At 43.7% G+C, this 21,835-nt stretch carries 25 protein-coding genes; 15 read left to right on the plus strand and 10 right to left on the minus strand.

Annotation, left to right across the window (positions count from 1 at the left end; all coding sequences use genetic code 11):
* Positions 1-22 precede the first annotated feature (22 nt).
* The 4 genes from AB4180_RS06900 (at position 23) to AB4180_RS06915 (ending at position 5,059) form a co-directional block, all read left to right on the plus strand.
* The gene (locus tag AB4180_RS06900; protein ID WP_102249061.1) at positions 23-472 is read left to right on the plus strand and encodes a DNA polymerase III subunit chi; all 450 of its coding nucleotides are present in this window, start codon (positions 23-25) and stop codon (positions 470-472) included.
* A gap of 103 nt (positions 473-575) precedes the next feature.
* Positions 576-3,449, plus strand: a complete 2,874-nt coding sequence (locus AB4180_RS06905) for a valine--tRNA ligase (protein WP_004735333.1) — start codon at positions 576-578, stop codon at positions 3,447-3,449.
* A 220-nt stretch (positions 3,450-3,669) separates the two neighbouring features.
* Positions 3,670-4,074 carry a DUF2061 domain-containing protein gene (locus AB4180_RS06910; protein WP_017103683.1) on the plus strand — a complete coding sequence of 135 codons (405 nt, stop codon included), beginning with the start codon at positions 3,670-3,672 and terminating at the stop codon, positions 4,072-4,074.
* A gap of 79 nt (positions 4,075-4,153) precedes the next feature.
* Complete coding sequence (locus tag AB4180_RS06915) at positions 4,154-5,059, plus strand: bifunctional helix-turn-helix transcriptional regulator/GNAT family N-acetyltransferase (RefSeq protein ID WP_102249062.1); 906 nt, start codon at positions 4,154-4,156, stop codon at positions 5,057-5,059.
* Positions 5,060-5,153: 94 nt separating this feature from the next.
* Here AB4180_RS06915 and AB4180_RS06920 read toward each other — a convergent pair whose 3' ends face one another.
* Together AB4180_RS06920 and rraB are read right to left on the minus strand one after the other, a co-directional pair.
* On the minus strand, positions 5,154-5,951 hold the full coding sequence (locus AB4180_RS06920) for a glycosyl hydrolase 2 galactose-binding domain-containing protein (RefSeq protein WP_102249063.1): 798 nt from the start codon (positions 5,949-5,951) through the stop codon (positions 5,154-5,156).
* 124 nt (positions 5,952-6,075) lie between these two features.
* Positions 6,076-6,492, minus strand: a complete 417-nt coding sequence (gene rraB, locus AB4180_RS06925) for a ribonuclease E inhibitor RraB (RefSeq protein ID WP_004735324.1) — start codon at positions 6,490-6,492, stop codon at positions 6,076-6,078.
* Between the two features lie 577 nt (positions 6,493-7,069).
* Here rraB and arcA point away from each other — a divergent pair.
* The 5 genes from arcA to AB4180_RS06950 all read left to right on the plus strand — a co-directional run bounded on the left by arcA (position 7,070) and on the right by AB4180_RS06950 (position 11,665).
* A complete protein-coding gene (arcA, locus tag AB4180_RS06930; RefSeq protein ID WP_009847726.1) occupies positions 7,070-8,290 on the plus strand; it encodes an arginine deiminase in 1,221 nt (406 codons plus the stop codon).
* A gap of 155 nt (positions 8,291-8,445) precedes the next feature.
* Entirely contained in the window at positions 8,446-9,450 is a 1,005-nt protein-coding gene (locus AB4180_RS06935; protein ID WP_017103687.1) for an ornithine carbamoyltransferase, read from the plus strand.
* A gap of 286 nt (positions 9,451-9,736) precedes the next feature.
* A complete protein-coding gene (gene pyrB / locus AB4180_RS06940) occupies positions 9,737-10,666 on the plus strand; it encodes an aspartate carbamoyltransferase (protein ID WP_009847728.1) in 930 nt (309 codons plus the stop codon).
* A 12-nt stretch (positions 10,667-10,678) separates the two neighbouring features.
* Positions 10,679-11,140 (plus strand): aspartate carbamoyltransferase regulatory subunit, encoded by a 462-nt coding sequence (gene pyrI / locus AB4180_RS06945; protein WP_004735320.1) that lies wholly within the window; start codon positions 10,679-10,681, stop codon positions 11,138-11,140.
* A gap of 135 nt (positions 11,141-11,275) precedes the next feature.
* On the plus strand, positions 11,276-11,665 hold the full coding sequence (locus AB4180_RS06950; protein WP_009847729.1) for a RidA family protein: 390 nt from the start codon (positions 11,276-11,278) through the stop codon (positions 11,663-11,665).
* Between the two features lie 125 nt (positions 11,666-11,790).
* Here AB4180_RS06950 and AB4180_RS06955 read toward each other — a convergent pair whose 3' ends face one another.
* From AB4180_RS06955 to mlaF, 8 genes are all read right to left on the minus strand, one after another.
* A complete protein-coding gene (locus AB4180_RS06955) occupies positions 11,791-12,516 on the minus strand; it encodes a 1-acylglycerol-3-phosphate O-acyltransferase (protein ID WP_004735318.1) in 726 nt (241 codons plus the stop codon).
* Between the two features lie 150 nt (positions 12,517-12,666).
* Positions 12,667-13,932 carry a UDP-N-acetylglucosamine 1-carboxyvinyltransferase gene (murA, locus tag AB4180_RS06960; protein WP_029223886.1) on the minus strand — a complete coding sequence of 422 codons (1,266 nt, stop codon included), beginning with the start codon at positions 13,930-13,932 and terminating at the stop codon, positions 12,667-12,669.
* A gap of 8 nt (positions 13,933-13,940) precedes the next feature.
* Positions 13,941-14,195 (minus strand): BolA family iron metabolism protein IbaG, encoded by a 255-nt coding sequence (gene ibaG / locus AB4180_RS06965; protein ID WP_004738686.1) that lies wholly within the window; start codon positions 14,193-14,195, stop codon positions 13,941-13,943.
* Between the two features lie 13 nt (positions 14,196-14,208).
* The gene (locus tag AB4180_RS06970) at positions 14,209-14,517 is read right to left on the minus strand and encodes a lipid asymmetry maintenance protein MlaB (protein ID WP_004735315.1); all 309 of its coding nucleotides are present in this window, start codon (positions 14,515-14,517) and stop codon (positions 14,209-14,211) included.
* Positions 14,517-15,194, minus strand: coding sequence for a phospholipid-binding protein MlaC (locus AB4180_RS06975; protein ID WP_029223887.1), 678 nt, complete (start codon positions 15,192-15,194; stop codon positions 14,517-14,519). The genes AB4180_RS06970 and AB4180_RS06975 overlap by 1 nt, the downstream gene beginning before the upstream one ends.
* 4 nt (positions 15,195-15,198) lie before the next feature.
* Positions 15,199-15,690 carry an outer membrane lipid asymmetry maintenance protein MlaD gene (mlaD, locus tag AB4180_RS06980; RefSeq protein ID WP_102249064.1) on the minus strand — a complete coding sequence of 164 codons (492 nt, stop codon included), beginning with the start codon at positions 15,688-15,690 and terminating at the stop codon, positions 15,199-15,201.
* A gap of 2 nt (positions 15,691-15,692) precedes the next feature.
* Positions 15,693-16,472, minus strand: a complete 780-nt coding sequence (gene mlaE, locus AB4180_RS06985) for a lipid asymmetry maintenance ABC transporter permease subunit MlaE (protein WP_029223888.1) — start codon at positions 16,470-16,472, stop codon at positions 15,693-15,695.
* On the minus strand, positions 16,462-17,268 hold the full coding sequence (mlaF, locus tag AB4180_RS06990; protein WP_009847734.1) for a phospholipid ABC transporter ATP-binding protein MlaF: 807 nt from the start codon (positions 17,266-17,268) through the stop codon (positions 16,462-16,464). Before mlaF ends, mlaE begins: the two co-directional genes overlap by 11 nt.
* Before the next feature lie 263 nt (positions 17,269-17,531).
* Between mlaF and AB4180_RS06995 the strand changes: the two genes are divergently transcribed.
* Genes AB4180_RS06995 through lptB form a run of 6 tightly spaced genes read left to right on the plus strand, consistent with a single transcriptional unit; the run spans position 17,532 to position 21,823 of the window.
* Complete coding sequence (locus AB4180_RS06995) at positions 17,532-18,497, plus strand: calcium/sodium antiporter (protein ID WP_009847735.1); 966 nt, start codon at positions 17,532-17,534, stop codon at positions 18,495-18,497.
* A gap of 34 nt (positions 18,498-18,531) precedes the next feature.
* On the plus strand, positions 18,532-19,503 hold the full coding sequence (kdsD, locus tag AB4180_RS07000) for an arabinose-5-phosphate isomerase KdsD (protein ID WP_009847736.1): 972 nt from the start codon (positions 18,532-18,534) through the stop codon (positions 19,501-19,503).
* The gene (kdsC, locus tag AB4180_RS07005; protein WP_009847737.1) at positions 19,503-20,060 is read left to right on the plus strand and encodes a 3-deoxy-manno-octulosonate-8-phosphatase KdsC; all 558 of its coding nucleotides are present in this window, start codon (positions 19,503-19,505) and stop codon (positions 20,058-20,060) included. Before kdsD ends, kdsC begins: the two co-directional genes overlap by 1 nt.
* Positions 20,057-20,620 (plus strand): LPS export ABC transporter periplasmic protein LptC, encoded by a 564-nt coding sequence (lptC, locus tag AB4180_RS07010; protein WP_009847738.1) that lies wholly within the window; start codon positions 20,057-20,059, stop codon positions 20,618-20,620. The genes kdsC and lptC overlap by 4 nt, the downstream gene beginning before the upstream one ends.
* A complete protein-coding gene (lptA, locus tag AB4180_RS07015; RefSeq protein WP_009847739.1) occupies positions 20,601-21,095 on the plus strand; it encodes a lipopolysaccharide transport periplasmic protein LptA in 495 nt (164 codons plus the stop codon). Before lptC ends, lptA begins: the two co-directional genes overlap by 20 nt.
* 2 nt (positions 21,096-21,097) lie before the next feature.
* Positions 21,098-21,823, plus strand: a complete 726-nt coding sequence (lptB, locus tag AB4180_RS07020) for an LPS export ABC transporter ATP-binding protein (protein WP_009847740.1) — start codon at positions 21,098-21,100, stop codon at positions 21,821-21,823.
* Positions 21,824-21,835: the final 12 nt, after the last annotated feature.

A 21,835-nucleotide genomic window follows, 5' to 3' on the forward strand; every position in this document is an offset into this window, starting at 1 on the left:
ATTCCAAGTTCGAGTATTCAGTATGCAGACTGCCACATTTTACATTGTGTCTTCAGACAGCCCACAAGCCAGCGAAGAGGGTTTTGCTCACTACGTGTTGTTTCTTGCTCAGCATTTTGCAAAACAAGGCGCTAAACTTTATTTCAACTGTAACGATAAAGTTCATGCTGAGCGTATCGCTGAAGTTTTTTGGCAGGTAGAGCCTACTGAATTTCTCGCGCACAACTTGGCTGGCGAAGGTCCAAAATATTCAACGAATATTGAGATAGGCCATCAAGGAGTCAAACCTAATTGGAACCGCCAATTGGTAATAAATCTGGCCGATAATCATACAACCTTTGCGAACGCCTTTGCTCAGGTGATAGACTTCGTTCCTTGCGAAGAAAAAGCTAAGCAACTCGCTCGAGAAAGGTATAAAATTTACCGTCAGGCTGGATATCAGCTACAAACTATCGAGATTCAACATCCATAGTCAAACCTCATAGTTAAAGCTATCTTTGGATTTAGATTCAAGAAGCTTCACTTATGAAGTTTGACCACGATTAACCATTCACAGTATCCGTTATAAGAGCACTATGGAAAAGACATACAACCCAACATCAATCGAACAAGCTCTGTATAAGACTTGGGAAGAGAAAGGCTACTTTAAGCCACACGGTGACACATCAAAAGAAGCTTACAGCATCATGATCCCGCCACCGAACGTCACTGGTAGCCTACACATGGGTCACGCGTTCCAAGATACGATCATGGATACACTTATCCGTGCTCAACGTATGAAAGGCAAAAACACGCTTTGGCAAGTGGGTACTGACCACGCTGGTATCGCAACTCAAATGGTTGTTGAGCGTAAGATCGCTGCTGAAGAAGGCAAAACAAAACACGACTACGGCCGTGAAGCTTTCATCGACAAGATCTGGGAATGGAAAGGCGAATCAGGTGGCACGATCACTCAACAACTTCGTCGTCTTGGTGCATCTGTAGACTGGGATCGTGAGCGATTCACTATGGATGACGGCCTATCAGCTGCGACTCAAGAAGTATTTGTTCGCCTATACGAAGAAGACCTAATCTATCGTGGTAAACGTCTAGTAAACTGGGATCCTAAACTGCACACTGCAATTTCTGATCTTGAAGTTGAAAACAAAGACAAAAAAGGTTTCATGTGGCACTTCCGCTACCCACTAGCGAATGGTGTTAAAACCGCTGATGGCAAAGACTACATTGTCGTTGCAACTACACGTCCTGAAACCATGCTTGGTGATACAGGCGTTGCAGTTAACCCTGAAGATCCTCGCTACAAAGATCTTATCGGCAAAGAAATCCTGCTTCCTATCGTAAATCGTCTTATCCCTATCGTAGGTGATGAGCACGCTGACATGGATAAAGGCACGGGTTGTGTGAAAATCACGCCAGCTCATGACTTTAACGATTACGAAGTGGGCAAGCGCCATAGCCTACCAATGATCAACATCCTAACGTTCAACGGTGATATCCGTGACGCGGCAGAAATCTTCACAACGAACGGTGAAGAAAGCGATGTGTACTCAACAGAGCTTCCAGCAAAATACCAAGGTATGGAGCGTTTTGCCGCTCGTCGTGCAACGGTTGCTGAATTTGAAGAGCTAGGCCTACTTGAAGAAATCAAAGATCACGATCTAACCGTTCCTTACGGTGACCGTGGTGGCGTGGTTATCGAACCAATGCTGACGGACCAATGGTACGTACGTACAGCGCCTCTTGCTGCTCCTGCTGTTAAAGCCGTTGAAGATGGTGAGATCCAATTCGTACCTAAGCAGTACGAAAACATGTACTTCGCGTGGATGCGTGACGTGCAAGACTGGTGTATCTCTCGTCAACTTTGGTGGGGCCACCGTATCCCAGCATGGTACGACAACGATGGTAAAGTTTACGTAGGTCGCACTGAAGAAGAAGTTCGTGAAAAGAACAACCTTTCACCGGTAATTGTTCTTAAGCAAGACAACGACGTTCTTGATACATGGTTCTCTTCTGCACTTTGGACGTTCGGCACACAAGGCTGGCCTGAAGATACTGAAGCAATGAAAACATTCCACCCATCAGAAGTACTAGTATCTGGTTTTGATATTATCTTCTTCTGGGTTGCTCGTATGATCATGATGACCATGCACTTCGTGAAAGACGAAGACGGCAAGGCTCAAGTACCTTTCAAAACAGTTTACATGACGGGCCTTATCCGTGATGAAAACGGCGACAAGATGTCTAAATCGAAAGGTAACGTACTTGACCCTATCGATATGATTGACGGCATCGGCCTTGAAGAGCTAGTAGAAAAGCGTTGTGGCAACATGATGCAACCTAAACTGGCTGCTAAGATCGAAAAAGCAACACGTAAGACTTTCGAAGATGGTATCGAACCATACGGTACTGATGCACTGCGTTTCACTCTTGCTGCTATGGCTTCAACTGGCCGTGACATCAACTGGGACATGAAGCGTCTTGAAGGTTACCGTAACTTCTGTAACAAGCTATGGAACGCAAGCCGTTACGTACTGATGAACACAGAAGAGCACGATTGTGGCATGTCACTGTCTGTTGAAGACCGTGCAAACATGGAATTCTCTCTAGCAGACAAGTGGATTGAATCTCAGTTTGAAGTTGCAGCGAAAGAATTTAACGCTCATCTAGACAACTACCGTCTAGACATGGCAGCAAACACGCTTTACGAATTCATCTGGAACCAATTCTGTGACTGGTACCTAGAGCTAACTAAACCTGTTCTTTGGAAGGGTACTGAAGCTCAACAACAAGCGACTCGTTACACGCTTATCACGGTTCTAGAGAAGACTCTGCGTCTTGCTCACCCTGTTCTTCCTTACATCACTGAATCTATCTGGCAAAGCGTTAAGCCGCTAGTAGACGGCGTTGAAGGCGAGACCATCATGACTCAAGCGCTTCCTCAGTTTAATGAAGCTAACTTCAATGCTGAGATCGTTGACGACATCGAATGGGTTAAAACTTTCATCACAGCTATCCGTAACCTACGTGCGGAATACGACATTGCACCAAGCCAAGGCTTAGAAGTAATGATCAAAGTCGCTGATGAGAAAGATGCAGCTCGTATCGAAGCAAATAAGATCGTTCTTACTTCTCTAGCTAAGCTAGACGATATTAAAGTTCTAGCAGACGGCGAAGCGACTCCAGCTTGTGCAACTAAACTTGTTGGCAAATCTGAGCTGATGATCCCAATGGCGGGTCTTATCGACAAAGATGCTGAGCTTGCTCGTCTAGATAAAGAAGTAGCGAAGACTCACGGTGAGATTAAGCGTATCGAAGGTAAGCTAGGTAACGAAGGTTTTGTTGCTAAAGCACCAGAAGCGGTTATCGCGAAAGAGCGTGAAAAGCTTGAAGGCTACCAAGAAACTCTTGTTAAGCTAGAAGAGCAAAAAGCGACAATCGCTGCTCTTTAAAACTGAATGAACGAGGAGGTTTCGAACCTCCCGCTCTAGACAAAAAGGTTGGCCTTCATGGTCAGCCTTTTTTTGTGCCCTAAGTTCCAGTCCAATCAACCTCACTCCAGCTTATTGATAGCTTTTGCCTATCAAAACAATCTTAACTTCCCATTAGATTTAATGATAATAATTCTCAATAATAGTTCTATCGAAACAACACAACGACTGAGTAATTATCATGAAAAAGACACTAACCTTTGCTGCATTACATTTTACTATCGCATTTAGTGTCGCTTACGTACTAACTGGCGACATCTTAATTGGTAGCTTAATCGCTATGATTGAGCCATCTGTGAATACCGTCGCCTTCTATTTTCATGAAAAGGCGTGGGCTCAAGTTCCAGCGCTTAAAGCTCGTCAGTGGATGACAAAGTTAAAAACAGCAAGCTTCGCTACTATCCACTTTAGTGTTGCCTTTACCGTTGTCTATTTATTGACTGGCGACGCCTTCGTTGGTGGTGTGATGGCAACGTTAGAACCCGCTTTGAATACTGTGGCTTACTATTTCCATGAGAAGGTGTGGTTACGAAAAGCAGAAAGCAAAGCAGCACAACCACAGTTTTGTTTGCACCAACATGCTTAACCTAAACAGTTTACTGTTGACATAGTTGCGATTCGCAATTAAATTATAGTTGTACATCGCAACTATACTGAGAGGCAACATGACTTCAGCACAACTTAGAGAATTATCACGTCAACTCGTTCGACAGCTTGGAATGCTCGACAAAGATTGTGGTGTTATTGCCCTACCTCCGATTCAAGCTCATACACTGATTGAACTAGAACAGCAGCCATTAACCGTGAACCAATTAGCGGATAAGCTCAATATTGATAAATCCAACGCCAGTAGAGCAGTCAACAATCTAGCGAAGAACTCGTTAATTCAAACCTCACCACACCCCAACGATAAGCGTAGTGTTGTAGCATCAGTAACAGAGCAAGGGATAAACACTCTTGCCAAACTTCACAATCAACAAAATCAATTTTATGACTCGGTACTTGAGCGTTTAACGGAAGCGGAAACTCAACAAGTTTCGGGGGGAATCGAGCACTACCTTAAAGCACTGCAACAAAGCCACGCTTCAATCGATGTGGTGGTTCGCCCCCTACAACAGCAAGACAACACCGTAGTGGCCAATGTGATTCGCCAAGTCTCTTATGAAAACGGGCTAACTGAAGATAAAGGTTATGGTGTGGCTGATCCCACCTTAGAAGACATGTTCAGTGTTTATAACAATGAAAGATCTCAGTATTGGGTGATTGAACTTGATGGAAAGGTTGTTGGTGGTGGTGGATTTGCACCATTAGCAGGTATGCCTGAAGTCTGCGAACTGCAAAAAATGTACTTCTTACCAGAAACCAGAGGCAAAGGCTTAGCGAAGAAGTTGGTTAATATGTCGATGGAGAAAGCTAAGGAACGGGGTTATCAACATATGTATCTGGAAACGACCGAATGCCTTAATGCCGCCGTTAAACTTTACGAAAAATTGGGCTTTGAACACCTTGATTCAGCTTGGAGAGAAACAGGCCATGACGCTTGTGAGGTTGTCATGGCCAAAACGCTATAATGTGTTTTTGAAATAGGGTGAGCGTCGGCAGTTCATTAGATGACAAGCGAGTGAGCAAATTGATTCATTACGTAACGGGCTAATTGAATAACCGCTAGTTACGCAAAAAGTTACTCACGCAAGAGGCTGGATTCAAGGCTACGAAAGAACTCTCTTTTTGCCCATCGAGTTCCACTTCTAATTGATATAAATGCTTAGGGTTGGGCTTCTCAAGGTTAAATACCATTGGAGCCTCAACCTGAAACACAACACCCGTATGTTCTGCTCGCACATCAATCGGCATCACGAGAGTCATACCATTAAATTTGATTGATGCCGATATTAACCCCGGCTTTAGCGTTTGATAGATAACATCTACTTTAAACTCACAGCCACCACCGTGATGCCAGATTTGCTCGGTGACAACTTGCTCAAGCTTGACGTTACGAACGAACTGCAGATATGGAGCTTGCCAGATTCCGATACGAGAATCTGATTTAGCGACGACCTGTAAAGGGATAGAGTCATCCATATCCTCTTCAAGCAACAGGCTCTCCTCTTCTTCAAGGAAAAGGATCTCAAAACGATTTCGACCAGGCTGCATATAAGGACGAATGTCCTTGCGATATTCGGCTTCGCTGCCATCACAGTCAAACACGGCAACGCCATTGAGTCGCACTTCTGCAAAGTAGTCAACGCCTGCGACGACTAGCTCAACAAATGGGCATGCCAACATGGCGTCATCCACTTCGATGTCATGCATCAGGTGCCATTCTTGCTCTGCGATTTCCTCTTCACTCAAGCTATTAGGGAGCTTTGAGCTTAATGGAGCAGGAAAGGTAATGTCATCTTGTGGGATAGAGAGATCCGTCAGTGGCGAAATTTGCCAAAGACCATCGAGAGGTAGCCGCATGTCATTCCTTGAGCTAGATCAATTTTGACCGCATTATAATGAATGAATGCATATAAAGACATTTATTTTTCTGAGGACAAAAAAATGCCAGCTCAAGGCTGGCATTCTTTAAAACTGGGAGAGATTACTCTTCGTCTTCATCATCTTCGTCAGGGTAGATAGCATCTTCACCTTCGTAGTAAGTGCCCCAACCGTCGTAGATAATGTCAAACTTCTCTGCAAGATTTACAAGCTTCTCAACTTGCTCATCAATCGCTTCTGCGTTCAGAGTACACTGCATCGTTGCATCACAACAAAGTAGCTTGTTGCCATCTTCGTCTTCTGTCTCTTCAGCTTCAAGCACTTCAAAGCCCATTTTGAATGCTTCAACAACGGCTTTCTCAAGTACTGCGAAATCTTCAGCAAAAAGGTGATGCTCGATATCGTATAGAGCTTCAGGATCGCTACCATCTTCGATTAATGCTTCAATGATGTCGCGAGTCTCGCCTTTTTGAAATTCAATTAATTCCGCTACTGATAGATATTCATCTTCGTGAGACATGTGTCTGCTCCAGAGTGTTGACTATGAAAAGATCAAATTTGATTGCCACGAAATATGGCACGGATCGCCTAGAAAAGCCACCTAGATCAGGTGTAGAAGAGTAAGTTTATCGCTAGATAACTGAAGGGATATCAATTAAAAAGTGAAATCAAAATCACAGAAACAAATTTTCAACATATTATTAACCATCGTGTATTTTAGCATTTCATTTTTATTGTTACTTTTAGCCTTACTCCTTCAAAATTGAGTGGTTAGTCATATCAGATGCATACTGCCGATCACTTCATCGATGCATAAAACCTCACTTATAAGTAAGTAACTGCATAAATTTTGAATGAAAAATCACGTTCACCAAGCAAAGTGGATTATCGAATTACTGAAATTGGAGCATAGATCCGCAAAAAGTTTGTTCCAGAACTCAGTCTTTTGGTTGGATTTTAATATCAAAAACCCCAAACAACTCAGCATTTAAAACCAAAAATATCAAAATAACATAACCTTTACACAAGTTTCAAAACTTGCATATTACGAACAAGCTTGTCATAAATAGACGCTGGATTAATAGTAAGGATGCAAAATGAGTAAGCTGTACGTTGGCTCCGAAGTCGGTCAATTAAGACGAGTTCTCCTAAATAGGCCTGAAAGGGCACTCACCCACCTCACCCCTTCTAACTGTCATGAGCTACTCTTTGATGATGTACTTGCAGTAGAAGCAGCAGGTGAAGAACACGATGCCTTTGCGACAACACTTCGTAACCAAGACGTTGAAGTGTTATTACTGCATGACCTACTGGTTGAGACACTCGCTGTAGCACAAGCTCGTGAGTGGCTGCTTAATACTCAAATCTCTGATTTCCGTTACGGCCCTACATTCGCACGTGATTTAAGAGAGTACCTTGCTCAAATGGACAATGAGCACTTGGCGACGATCCTACTTGGTGGTTTAGCCTATTCTGAGCTTCCTATTAAATCTTCTTCAATGCTACCGAAGATGCACCGCCCACTTGATTTCGTTATTGAGCCGCTACCTAACCATCTATTTACCCGCGATACTTCTTGCTGGGTTTATGGCGGTGTCTCTCTTAACCCTATGATGATGCCTGCTCGTCAACGAGAAACGAATCACTTGCGAGCAATATATCGCTGGCACCCTGTATTCGCGGGGCAAGATTTCATTAAGTACTTCGGTGATGAAGATCTTCATTACGACAACGCCAATATTGAAGGTGGTGATGTACTGGTAATCGGTAAAGGCGCTGTTCTTATCGGTATTTCAGAGCGTACCAAGCCACAAGGTGTCGAAAACCTAGCTGCGAGTTTATTCAAGTCCGGTCAAGCTAAAGAAGTGATTGCGATTGATTTACCGAAGCACCGCTCTTGTATGCACCTTGATACGGTCATGACGCACATGGATATCGACACATTCTCTGTCTATCCAGAGATCGTTCGCAAAGATTTAGACACCTGGCGCTTAACGCCAAAAGAAAATGGCGAAATGCGAGTAGAGAAAGCTGAAAACTACCTAACAGCGATTGAAGGCGCACTGGATCTCGATCAACTGAAGATCATCACAACTGGTGGTGATAACTACGAAGCTGAACGTGAACAGTGGAATGACGCTAACAACGTACTGACGGTGAAACCGGGTACGGTTATCGGTTATGAGCGTAATGTTTACACCAATGAGAAATACGACAAAGCAGGCATCGAAGTTCTGACAATTCCAGGCAATGAACTGGGTCGCGGTCGTGGTGGCGCTCGTTGCATGAGCTGTCCTATAGAAAGAGACGGTATTTAACTCAAGTAGTTCAGTAAAGCGAACACATAACTTATCTAGGCCAGTACCATTGTACTGGCCTTTTTTATCAAATCAATAAAATAACTATTCACAAATATAGCATTTTTATGTTTAACTAAGTTCTTCATTGATTCTATATACCCAAGGAGCGAGAGATGGCATTTAATCTTCGCAATCGTAACTTTCTAAAACTTCTCGACTTTACTCCTAAAGAGATTCAGTTTTTACTCGACCTGTCTGCTTACCTTAAAAAGGCTAAGTATGCAGGTACAGAGCAAAAAAAGCTTAACGGTAAAAACATCGCTTTGATCTTTGAAAAAGCATCAACTCGAACTCGATGTGCCTTTGAGGTAGCTGCTTTTGATCAAGGAGCTCAAGTCTCTTATTTAGGCCCTTCTGGTTCTCAGATTGGTCAAAAAGAATCAATGAAAGATACCGCGCGTGTATTAGGTCGTATGTACGATGGTATTGAATATCGTGGTTTTGGCCAGAGTATTGTCGAAGATCTTGGCGCTTATGCTGGCGTTCCAGTGTGGAATGGCCTTACTGATGAGTTCCATCCAACTCAGATCTTGGCTGATTTCCTCACTATGCTTGAGCATGGTCGCGGTAAACATCTGCATCAAATCAGTTTTGCTTACCTAGGCGATGCACGCAACAACATGGGTAATTCTCTGTTAGTCGGTGCCGCGAAGATGGGTATGGATATTCGCCTTGTTGCACCTAAAGCTTTCTGGCCAGAAGAACAGCTTGTCGAAGAATGCCAAGCAATTGCGCAAAATACAGGTGCACAAATAACGCTGACTGAAGACGTTGCCGAAGGCGTAAAAGGTTGTGATTTCCTTTACACCGATGTTTGGGTTTCTATGGGTGAAGCACCTGAAGCTTGGGACGAACGCGTGGCTGTGATGACACCTTACCAAGTGAATATGGATGTCATAAAGCTCACAGGTAACCCTCAAGTGAAGTTCATGCATTGCCTGCCAGCTTTCCACAACAATGAAACCGTGATCGGCCAGCAAGTCGCAGACAAATATGGAATGAACGGTTTGGAAGTAACAGACGAAGTATTTGAGTCCGACTACTCAATTGTGTTTGATGAAGCAGAGAATCGCATGCACACCATCAAAGCAGTAATGGTCGCGACACTTGGCCAATAGAGAATAATGAAAGTAAACAAAGCTTGATGTAATCGCTTGCGCTCACAAATTGAAAGCGTATAATTCTCGGCAATTTGTCTGAGAGTAGTGAAAATGACGCCAAGCAATGTTGTGATAAAACATAATGATATTGTGAAAACACATAATAAAATTGTGAAGACACCAAATATTGCTCGCAAGCTAGCATGCTTGCCAGGCCGTCTATTCTGCTTTTCAGCACTTTTTTAAAGCCTCCCATTATGGGGGGCTTTTTTATGGCCAATACATTATTGTGGGGAAGAAGATCATGGCGAATTCGCTCTATCAAAAGCACATCATCTCAATTCCAGAGCTTTCTCGTGAAGAGCTAGAATTAATTGTTCAAACGGCAGGTCAACTTAAAGCTGAACCAAACCCAGAACTCATCAAGAACAAAGTTGTTGCAAGCTGCTTCTTCGAACCTTCAACGCGAACTCGTCTCTCTTTTGAAACGGCTATTCAGCGCATCGGTGGTGATGTGATTGGTTTCGATAGCGGTGGTAACACGTCACTGGCGAAGAAAGGCGAAACGCTGGCAGACTCAGTACAGGTTATCTCTTCATACGTTGATGCTTACGTAATGCGCCACCCCCAAGAAGGCGCAGCGCGTCTGGCTTCTGAGTTCTCTAACGGTGTACCTGTGATTAACGCGGGCGACGGCGCAAACCAACACCCAACACAAACGCTATTAGACCTGTTCTCTATCGCCGAAACTCAAGGCCGCCTCGACAACCTTAACGTTGCATTCGTTGGTGATCTTAAGTACGGCCGTACGGTTCACTCACTAACTCAAGCACTAGCGAAGTTCGACAACATCTGTTTCTACTTCGTTGCTCCAGAAGCACTGGCGATGCCTGACTACATTTGTGAAGAGCTTGATGAAGCGGGTATTAAGTACCAACTGCTGACAGACATGGAAGATGTGATTCCAGAGTTGGATGTTCTGTACATGACTCGAGTTCAAAAAGAACGTTTTGATGAATCGGAATACGCGCACATCAAATCAGCGTACATCCTGACGGCTCCGATGTTGGAAAATGCACGTGATAACCTAAAGGTTCTTCACCCTCTTCCTCGTGTTGATGAAATTACGATTGATGTCGATAAAACGCCTTACGCTTACTACTTCCAGCAAGCTGAGAACGGTGTTTACGCACGTGAAGCATTGTTAGCCCTTGTTCTTAACGAAACGCTGTAGAGGAGAGATATCATGTCTAAAGAGACTCAATTAAAAGTTGAAGCAATCAAGAACGGAACGGTTATCGACCATATCCCAGCCAACATCGGGATCAAGGTACTCAAACTGTTCGACATGCATAACTCTAATCAGCGAGTAACGATTGGCCTAAACCTGCCATCCTCTGCTCTAGGCGGTAAAGACCTGCTCAAGATAGAGAATGTGTTTATCACTGAAGAACAGGCGAGCAAGTTAGCACTTTACGCGCCTCACGCGACCGTAAACCAAATCGAAGATTACGAAGTAGTTAAGAAGCTACCACTAGAACTTCCTGAGCAAATCAACGATGTGTTCGAGTGTCCAAACACCAACTGTATTACTCACAATGAACCCGTTGAAAGCAGCTTTAAGATCTTTGAAAAGAAAGAAGATATTCGATTGAAGTGTAAATACTGCGAAAAAGTCTTCTCTCGTGAGATCGTAACAGAAAGATAACGTCATACGGCAACGCCGATCGAACGCAAAAACTATTCAATACCTCGCCTGTGCGGGGTATTTTGCTCTTTACCTATCCTAAGTTTGAAGGCACACTAAAAATCGCTTTTTATCCAATAACTGATGGAATAACCAATGACTAAAGTACTTCACACAGAATCTGCTCCAGCTGCAATCGGCCCATACGTACAAGGTGTTGACCTTGGCAATATGGTTCTGACTTCTGGTCAAATCCCAGTAAACCCAGCAACTGGTGAAGTATCTGCTGATATCGCAGTGCAAGCTCGCCAATCTCTAGACAACGTTCAAGCGGTTGTTGAAGCTTCTGGCCTGACTGTAAAAGACATCGTAAAACTAACGGTATTCGTTAAAGACCTAAACGACTTCGGTACAGTAAATGAAGTTTACGGTAAATTCTTTGATGAGCACGGTGTTGCAAACTACCCTGCACGTTCATGTGTTGAAGTAGCGCGTCTGCCAAAAGATGTAGGTATCGAGATCGAAGCTATTGCGGTTCGCAAATAGGTTTTAATATCTAGAATAAACGGTTTCTAGTAAACAAATTGGCATAAAGCTGAGCGTTTATCAGATACAAAAAAAGGTTGCCCACTTGGCAACCTTTTTTATTGTTCATCGTTTCGCTTAGATGATTACTTCTTATTAAGCTCAACCACTTCTTTGTCTAACTCTTCAAGCTTCGCAGCCATCTGCTCACGAGCTAGGTTAGCCAGTTGACGAACATTAGACTTATCGTAATCTTCAGTGCTGATTGGTGGCAGCATTTCAACAATCACATGACCATTGTTCCAACGGTTCAGCTTCACGCCACCTGTTGAGCTACACACGATAGGGATAATAGGTAAGCCAGCGCCAATCGCAGCATGGAAAGCACCCGTTTTGAATGGTAACAAACCACGACCACGAGAACGAGTCCCCTCAGGGAACATCCATACTGAAACATCACTCTCTTTAAGGCTAGTAACCACTTGGTCAATCGTACCTACCGCTTTGCTGCGGTTAGCTCGGTCGATTAGGATATTACCCGTCAGCCAATACAGCTGACCAAAAAGAGGCATCCACGCTAAGCTCTTCTTACCAACAGTCACAACCTTAGGTGTTACCGCTGATGAAATCGTGAATAGATCCCAGCTGTTTTGGTGGTTTGCAACGTAAACATGTTGTCCACGAGAGTAAGCATCTTCCGGGATACGAAGCTCTAACTTCATACCAAAGATTTTCGACATGCGACCGAAATAACGACCAAAGGTAAATACGTGTTTCGGGTTGCGTGGGCTGAGTAAACAGTAACCACACCCAAATACAAACATAAGAATCGCAAATATCGCCACTGCGAAAATACGTAATATTGCTATCATTTTGTTCCTCACAACCGCCAAGTTGATTCATCTATTTGCACAAAATAGGCAGCAGATTCACTGGCGGTAAATACAACTATAAAAAAGCCGAAACCAAGGTTCCGACTTTTATGTTTTCATCTTACTGATTCATGAACTCACTAACCTAAGTTAGTTCGACTCGCTAAACCGTGTAATGTTTGCGCCTAAGGCTGACAATTTATCTTCAATCTTATCGTAGCCACGATCGATGTGATAAATACGGTCAACAATGGTTTCACCTTGAGCAATACAGCCAGCAATAACAAGACTCGCAGATGCGCGAAGGTCCGTTGCCATTACTTGAGCGCCGCTCAATTTTTTGGTTTCACCACAAATAGCCGTGTTGCCTTCGATCTCGGCTTTTGCGCCCATTCGCTGTAATTCAGGGATGTGCATAAAGCGGTTTTCAAAGATAGTCTCAGTGATAACACCACTGCCCTTCGCCATCATGTTAAGCAGAGTAAATTGCGCTTGCATGTCGGTTGGGAAACCTGGGTGAGGTGCTGTTACGATTTTCACCGCTTTGAGCTCACGATCTGTCATATCAAGGCTGATCCAGTCTTCGCCTGTTTCAACCTTCGCACCCGCTTCTTCAAGCTTCGCTAATGCAGCTTCAAGAAGATGAGCGTTAGTGTTACGACAAACGACTTTACCGCCAGACACTGCCGCAGCAACCAAGAACGTACCGGTTTCAATACGGTCAGCAACCACAGAGTGTTGGCCACCACCAAGACGCTCAACGCCTTCGATAGTGATCGTGTCTGTACCTGCGCCAGAAATCTTAGCACCCAGTTTGTTTAGGAAATCAGCCGTATCAACAATCTCAGGCTCTCGCGCTGAGTTATCTAATACAGTTGTACCTTCAGCCAATGTTGCTGCACACATGATAGTAATGGTGGCACCCACACTTACTTTATCCATCACGATGTGCGCGCCTTTCAGACGGCCATCAACACTTGCTTTCACATAACCATCTTCCAATACAATGGTCGCACCTAGTTGCTCTAGGCCATGGATATGTAAATCAACAGGTCGAGCACCAATTGCACAACCGCCCGGAAGTGACACTTGGCCTTCACCAAAACGAGCGACTAAAGGACCTAAAGCCCAGATAGAAGCGCGCATTGTTTTTACTAAATCGTAAGGTGCACAAAATTCATTAATTTCGCGGCCATCAACATGAACACTACCGTTGCGTGATACTTTTGCGCCTAAACGCTTAAGCAATTCCATCGTAGTATCGATGTCACGTAGGTGAGGAACATTACTCACTTCAACCGGCTCTTCAGCTAGAATTGAAGCAAATAGGATTGGTAGGGCTGCATTTTTTGCGCCTGAGATCGTCACTTCACCGCTTAGCGGCTTATCCGATCCAATAACTCGAAACTTTTCCATCATAAACCTTAAAGTGACATCAGTTTCTTATCACGTTCCCACTCTTCCGGCGTGAAAGCCTTAATAGAAAGAGCATGGATATCATTGCGTTGAATGTATTCCATTAGTGGGCCGTAGATTAGTTGCTGCTTCTTAACTCGATTCATGCCGTCAAAACATGGATCAACCGCAACAACTTCGTAATGACTGCCTTCACCCTTCACGATAATTTCCTGAAGGTTCAGAGCCTCTGCTAATAATTCTTGTACTTTTGTGCTGTCCACAAATAGCTCCTGCCTAATTTTTTATGTGTTCTGCCATCATTGGCTGGATATTGCTCAATTGGAACAACGTTCGTAATTGTTCTGGCACGAAACTGAGCATTATATGACAGTTTTGATTTTTTGCATGCTCTAATAAGTGAATTAGCATCACCATTCCTGCTGAATCGACTCGATTTATATGGCTAAGGTCAATTTCAACGCTCGATTCCGTCGTTTGCCACTTTTCCAATATACGCCAGATTGCAGGTACACTATCTCGATCTATATCACCAAGAAGTTGATATTCTTTAGAGCTTAGCGCTTGCCATTGAGAATGGCTCATTATTTATTACTCTCAAAACGAATCGGTTGAGAAGCCAGTTTCTCGAGTTCGTCAGCTACTTGTAAGATGCCTTCTTGACGAATCTTAGTGTTCCACTCAGACTTCTTACTTGATAACAGGCTTATACCTTCGGCAACCATATCAAATGCCTTCCACTCACCTGACTTCTTATCTTTGCGCAGTTTAAACTCAAGGTTAATGTTTGGTCGAGGCGTATCAATGATATCAACCTTAATACTGGTAATACGGCTATCTGTTTTAATTGTTGGTTCTGGACCAAATTTAATCGTCTGATCTGTATATTGAGTTAACACTTGAGCATAAGAAGAAACGAGATATTTACGAAATGCATCAATAAATACGCGCACGTCTCCTCTATCAGCACCTTTCAAGTTCGGCCCTAGCAACTTCAGCGCCGCATATTGAGCATTCACATAAGGCATCAACTCTTCTTCCACGATGACCTTCAGTAACTCTGGGTCTTGATGGATATTCTCTTGCTCGTTCTTCAAACGGGCGAAAGCCTCTTCCGCAACTTGAGTCATCATCTGATAAGGCTGAGTTCGGTCAATCGGTTTTGCCGAAAAAGCTGGAGTCGACATCAGTAAAGCGACTGCTGCCAGAAACCATATTTTCAATAAGTAATTAGTCTTCAATAAATTATTCGTCTTTAACATGAGCCTACTCCTTAGCTTCGCTATTATCAGAGCCACCGACGCTATACAGCACTTGACCAATCAAATCTTCTAATACTAATGCCGACTTGGTGTCTTCGATAGAATCACCATCAATCAACATCTCTTCATCTTCAAAGATGAAGCCTGGAACTAAGCTGATGTACTGCTCACCGATCAAGCCCGACGTTAAGATTTGAGCACTAGAGGTATCAGGAAATTGTGAGTACTTCGCATCAATAGACAGTTCAACCACAGGAAGGTAGCTCTCAGTATCAAGTTCAATACTTTGAACTCGACCAACAACGACGCCCCCCACCTTTACTGGTGAGCGAACCTTTAGGCTGCCAATATTGTCAAAGGTCGCTTTTAGGTTATAAGTATGGTTTGAACCTATACCTTTTACGTCAGCGACTTGAAAGATCATGATTAAGATTGCGCAAATTCCGGCAATAACAAAGGTGCCGACCCATAATTCTAATTTTCGAGTTTGTTGCATGATTAATTCCCAAACATCAATGCGGTAAGAACAAAATCTAGCCCTAATACCGCTAGAGAAGAGTGTACTACTGTGCGTGTGGTTGCCTGACTAATACCTTCGGATGTCGGTACTGCATCATAACCATTAAAAAGTGCGATCCAAGTTACGGTGATAGCGAAGACCATGCATTTGATCATGCTGTTACCAATATCACGGCCAAGCTCAACGGAAGACTGCATCGCAGACCAGAAACTGCCGTGGTCAATACCTTTCCAATCCACACCGACTAACTGAGCACCCCAAATCCCGACCGCCATAAAGATCATAGCGAGCAGTGGCATAGAAATAAGGCCGGCCCAGAGACGTGGCGCAATAATGCGTTTAAGAGGATCAACCGCCATCATCTCAAGACTAGAGATCTGTTCCGTTGCTCTCATTAAGCCGATCTCAGCCGTTAATGCTGAACCCGCACGGCCAGCAAACAGAAGTGCTGTCACCACAGGGCCCAGTTCCCGTAACAACGAGAGCGCGACCATTTGCCCAAGGTTACCCTCTGCGCCATAGTCGATTAATACGACATAGCCCTGCAGACTGAGTACCATGCCAATAAACAAACCCGAAACTAAAATGATAGCCAATGACTGAACGCCAACGCTATAAAATTGTTTAACTAATAGAGGGAAGTTTTTTAGTTTCGGGATGCCAAACAAAGCCCCAAATAGCATTAGGCTTGCTCGACCAAATGACTCACAAATCGCAAGTGCGCGCTTACCGACACCCGCAATAGTTTTAGCAATCATATTCAAACAAATCCTTTTCTAAGCTATTTGCAGGAAACCTAAATGGCACAGGGCCATCCGATTCACCTTGCAAAAATTGCTGCACTCTTGGGTCGCTGTTGTTGTACAACTCATCAGGAGAACCTGCAGCAATAATTTTCCCATCAGCCATCAAATAAACCCAATCAGCAATGCTCATCACCTCAGGGACATCATGAGAAACGACAATCGAGGTTAAACCCAAGGCTTGATTGAGGTTACGAATCAACTCAACCAAAACACCCATGGTGATTGGGTCTTGGCCAACAAAAGGCTCATCATACATAATAAGTTCTGGGTCCAATGCGATCGCACGGGCCAACGCCGCTCGTCTCGCCATACCACCAGACAACTCACTCGGCATTAATTGCGCCGCGCCTCGCAACCCTACCGCCTCAAGCTTAAGCAATACAATGGTACGAATGAATTTTTCGTTAAGTTCAGTGTGCTCTCGCAAAGGAAACGCCACATTATCAAAGACATTCAGATCCGTGAAAAGTGCCCCCGATTGGAAAAGCATGCTCATTTTCTTGCGTGCTTGATATAGCTTTCGACGTGGCAATGCAGGGATGTTGTCGCCATCAAACCAAATTTCACCTTCATCTGGTGGTAATTGTCCACCGATCAGACGTAATAAGGTTGTTTTACCGATCCCTGACGGCCCCATGATCGCGGTTATTTTTCCTTGAGGAACCTCTAAACTGATGTCATCAAAGATAATTCGCTCACCGCGTGAGAAGCTGAGATTCTTAACTTTCACAAGCTCAGTGTTCAACATACTTTTGTTGTTTCCTTGCTTTAAAAACGCCAATTATGGCTGCAATAATAATGAGTCTACTTTAGAATTAAAAGCGCTGTTCAATTAATTATTAAAAACAGAAAACAAAGGCAGGGATTTGAAAGCATTGAGAAATTCATTCCTCATCAACATTTCTTTACCACTAACTAGCAATTAATTTGTCGAGTGACTTCCCTTTTATCTAGCAACAAGTCAAAATTAGCGGTTAATTCTCCGTTTTTTATTAATTTTTAGGAATCATCATGCTTGAAGCGATTGCGTTTCTTATTATCGGTCTAGGTTTTTTGGTGTGGAGTGCAGATAAGCTGGTATACGGTGCCGCAGCTCTTGCTCGCAACTTCGGTATTTCACCACTAGTTATCGGTATGACAATCTTAGCAATGGGATCTTCAGCCCCTGAAATGATGGTTTCTGCGACAGCAGCCCTTGATGGTAAAACAGATACGGCGGTAGGTAACGTATTAGGCTCAAACATCGCTAACATCGCGCTGATTTTAGGTATTACAGCCCTTATCAAGCCATTATCGATTAGCTCTGGTGTGATTCGTCGTGAACTACCTTTAATGATAGGTGTCACTCTATTAGCGGGCGCACTGCTTTGGGATAATCACTTAGGTTTCTATGAAGGTGTGTTGTTGTTTGTTCTTTTTGCCGCTTTCTTATTTGCGATGCTGCAAATCAGCCGTAGTGAGAAAAAGAACGGTGATGCCTTTCTTGACGAACAAGAATCTGAAGTTCCTGAAGGCGTGAGCAACCCCAAAGCCGCAATGTGGGTGGTGGTTGGCCTGATTATTCTACCTCTAGCGGCCAACATGTTGGTTGATAACGCGGTTGTAATCGCGAAGTTCTTTGGTATGAGCGACCTTGTGATTGGTTTAACCATTATTGCCGTTGGCACAAGTTTACCTGAACTTGCAGCATCACTAGCTGGTGTTATGAAAGGTGAAGATGATATGGCTGTGGGTAATATCATTGGCTCAAACGTATTCAACATCCTTGCCGTGATGGGTATCCCAGGCATCCTAAACCCTTCAATCTTGAGCGAGTTTGCAATGGGTCGTGACTTCTGGGTAATGCTAGGCGTATCACTACTTCTTGTTATCATGGCACTAGGAAAATCTCGTAGCGTGAATCGTATCGAAGGCGGCGTGTTAATCGTGACGTTTGTGGCATATCAAAGTTACCTACTAATGAACATGTCAGCTTAATTGTTGATTTAACTTCCCGTACTTGGAGTATTTGATGTCTCAGCCATTTGATTATTGCAGCGTTGCAAAACAAGTTTTGGAAACTGAAGTTGCAGGTCTCACGCAATTAGACCAATATTTTAATGATGATTTTAGCAAAGCTTGCGACCTAATCCTGAACAACAAAGGCAAAGTCGTAGTAATGGGCATGGGCAAATCAGGCCACATTGGTAACAAAATAGCAGCTACACTGGCAAGTACTGGTACATCGGCTTTCTTTGTACACCCAGGTGAAGCGGCGCATGGTGATTTAGGCATGATCGAACCTGGCGATATTGTGATAGCAATATCCAACTCAGGTGAATCAGGAGAAATCCTCAGCCTATTCCCAGTATTAAAGCGTTTAAACATTAAGATTATCAGCATGACTGGCAAGCCAGCATCAAACATGGCGACTTTATCTGATATTCATTTGCAGATTTCAGTACCCGAAGAAGCGTGTCCCCTTGGTTTAGCACCAACAACCAGTACTACCGCTACCTTGGTTATGGGTGATGCATTAGCCGTTGCACTTTTACAGGCAAGAGGTTTTACCGCTCAAGATTTTGCACTGTCTCATCCTGGTGGTGCTTTAGGCCGTCAACTGCTGTTGAAACTAGACGACATCATGCACACCGGCGATGCACTCCCAACTGTTGCTCCGGATGCACTAGTTCGAGATGCCCTGTTAGAGATATCTCAAAAAGGCTTGGGCATGACGGCAATCGTCGGTGAAGATGGCCAAATGAAGGGCATTTTTACCGATGGTGATTTACGCCGTATCTTAGATAAACGTATTGATATTCATAACACGCAGATCGGCGATGTGATGACACTGAACCCAACGGTAGCAGAACCAAATATGCTCGCAGTTGAGGGCTTAAATTTGATGCAAGCTAAGAGCATCAATGGCCTGATGTTGTGTGATAATGGCAAATTAGTAGGCGCTTTAAATATGCATGACTTACTGAAAGCAGGAGTAATGTAATGTCACAGGCAATTGAAACCCTTTACGGCACAGTGGATTCACGTGTATTTGCGATTGCAAAAGAGATCAAACTGCTGATTTGTGATGTAGATGGCGTATTCTCTGATGGCCGCATCTACATGGGTAACAACGGTGAAGAGCTAAAAACTTTCCATACGCGCGACGGTTACGGCATTAAATCGTTGATGAACGCCGGCGTTGAAATCGCAATCATCACTGGCCGTAAATCTCAAATTGTTGAGAATCGAATGACCGCTCTCGGTATTAAGCTAATTTATCAAGGTCAGGATGATAAAGTTAAAGCCTACCAAGATATTTGCGATAAGCTTTCAGTTAATCCTGAAAACACAGGTTATATCGGAGACGATTTAATCGACTGGCCTGTAATGGCAAAGGTCGGCTTAAAGGTATGTGTGGCAGACGGTCACCCATTACTTGCACAAAGAGCCAACTACGTAACAACCATTAACGGCGGTTACGGTGCAGTACGTGAAGTCTGCGACCTTATTTTACAAGCAAGAAACGAACTCGACGTGCACAAAGGTTTAAGCATATGAGTTTTAATCGTATTATCTACTTAATACTCATCTTTATTACCTCTTGGTCAGCCTATTACTTGTACGACAAAGAGCAAACTTCGACGATACAAGTAGATCCAAATTTAGAACTGCCCGCGTTTAGTGGCAAGAATCTTGATAATATTAGCTATGACGAAAGCGGTATTCGTAGCTATCAAGTTGAATCGACCAATCTAGAGCACTACTCCGTCGTTGGCGATACACACTTTCAAGCCCCTATTCTTTCAGTATTCCGTGAAGGGCATACGATAGAATGGCGAGTGACCGCTGATCGCGCAATTATGGATGAAAATCAAGTCATCACTTTTTATGACAACGTTGTGGCGAAGAACCTGTTGCCAGATGCTAGTTTCGATACAATGACCACTGATAAAATGGTTGTTGAACTGACTAGCCGAGATTTTTATTCAGACACTCCGGTCCATATGATCGGTACATTTTTTGAAAATGAGGGGCAAGCAATGAAAGGGAACTTCGGTACCAACAATGCGACTCTCTTTAATTCTGTTCAGGGTAGATATGAAACTCTCACACCTTAGTTTATTGGCTTTGACCCTTGCGGCGTCTAATGTCTATGCTCTATCTTCGGATAGCGAGCAGCCTGTCTATATTGATTCAGACAGTCAGCAATTAGATATGAAAAGCAATCAAGTTACCTTTCTTGGCGATGTGAACCTTAAACAAGGTAGCATCAATATCAATGCCGATAAGGTCATTGTTACACGTAATGCCGTCAACGGTGAAATTGAAGAAATACAAGGTTTCGGAAAGCCCGCAACCTTTTCTCAACTTACTGACGATGGGAAAACACTCTATGGTGAAGCTGACGATTTACATTACCAGCTGATTGCCGATAGATTGATCATGACTAAGAACGCGATGCTATCTCAAGATGGCAGTATCATTCGTGGCTCTAAGATTACCTATCAGATCACCTCTCAAAAGTTGGTTGCCGATAGTGATAGCAGTGAGCGTGTATCAACGGTTTTACAACCAGCGGAAGTGAATAAGTAATCATGGCAGTCCTTACAGCAAAGAACCTAGCGAAGACCTACGGAAAACGTAAAGTTGTAACAGACGTAAGCTTGCAAGTAGAGTCAGGTCAGATCGTCGGGCTACTTGGCCCAAACGGTGCAGGTAAAACCACCTCTTTCTATATGATAGTGGGTCTGGTTGCGCGTGATGAAGGTACTATCAGCATTGACGACCGAGACATCAGTATCTTACCAATGCACAGTCGTTCTCGTCTTGGTATCGGTTACCTTCCTCAAGAAGCATCCATTTTTCGTAAATTGTCAGTTGAAGACAACATCATGGCTGTTTTGCAAACGCGCGATGAGATGACTAACGCACAACGTCAAGATAAGCTGGAAGATCTTCTCGAAGAGTTTCACATCCAACATATTCGAGCGAGTAATGGTATGGCTTTGTCGGGTGGTGAGCGTCGACGTGTTGAGATTGCTCGTGCACTAGCAGCAAACCCTCAATTCATTCTCCTGGACGAACCTTTTGCCGGTGTTGACCCTATATCGGTTATCGATATCAAAAAAATCATCGTTCACTTACGCGATCGCGGCTTAGGCGTTTTGATTACCGACCACAACGTTCGTGAAACATTAGACGTGTGTGAAAAAGCTTACATCGTAAGTCAAGGGCATCTAATAGCTGAGGGAACTCCTGAAGATGTTCTCAATAACGAACAAGTTAAACAAGTTTATCTAGGCGAACAATTCCGTCTATGATTAGATAGAGAG

Source organism: Vibrio sp. 10N.286.49.C3, from assembly GCF_041469545.1.
Classification (GTDB): domain Bacteria; phylum Pseudomonadota; class Gammaproteobacteria; order Enterobacterales; family Vibrionaceae; genus Vibrio; species Vibrio tasmaniensis_A.